We start from the raw sequence: 477 nt of genomic DNA, 5'->3' as shown, positions 1-477 counted from the left end.
ACGACACCGCCTATACTCCGTACCTGTGCCATACCTAGGACGATTAGCTGCTGCTTCCGGTGCGGCGAGGGCTTTATCGGTGACTATCTCGTTCCGGGCGAACTTGTGTAGATGTTTCCAATCGACGAGTGCCGGCACCTTGCTCGCATAGGATAGTTCTCGCTGATAGCGTCCCTTCTCGAGTGGGATATCGGATAACTTGCCGTCGTAAAGCGTCTGGTAGACATCATTTAACTCTGTCATCCGGTACGGAAACGCTAAGTGTAACGGAACATACGTCACCGTCTGATTACCGATCTGTTGTTGGTGTTTTTGACCATTTAAAATATCAGCACGAGACAAAGTGCGTTCGAAGACGCCCTGTTTACCGTCTCGGATTTTGACGTTAATTCGACCATCATTTTCTGGTGCCGGAGTCAACCTCAGTTGAAGCTGATAGTCGGTCGCTTCGCGAATATCAATCGAACGCTGTAAACC

General features: G+C 49.7%; 1 protein-coding gene. It reads right to left on the bottom strand.

What is annotated here, in order from left to right:
* A partial coding sequence (locus tag ACZGCQ_RS16875; RefSeq protein ID WP_481266885.1) for a hypothetical protein occupies positions 1–477 on the bottom strand: 477 nt, incomplete at both ends.

The sequence above is a fragment of the Exiguobacterium sp. HSB13 genome (assembly GCF_056764755.1).
The sequence above is the reverse complement of the archived record's forward strand: the minus strand, read 5'-3'. Positions and strand labels throughout refer to the sequence as shown.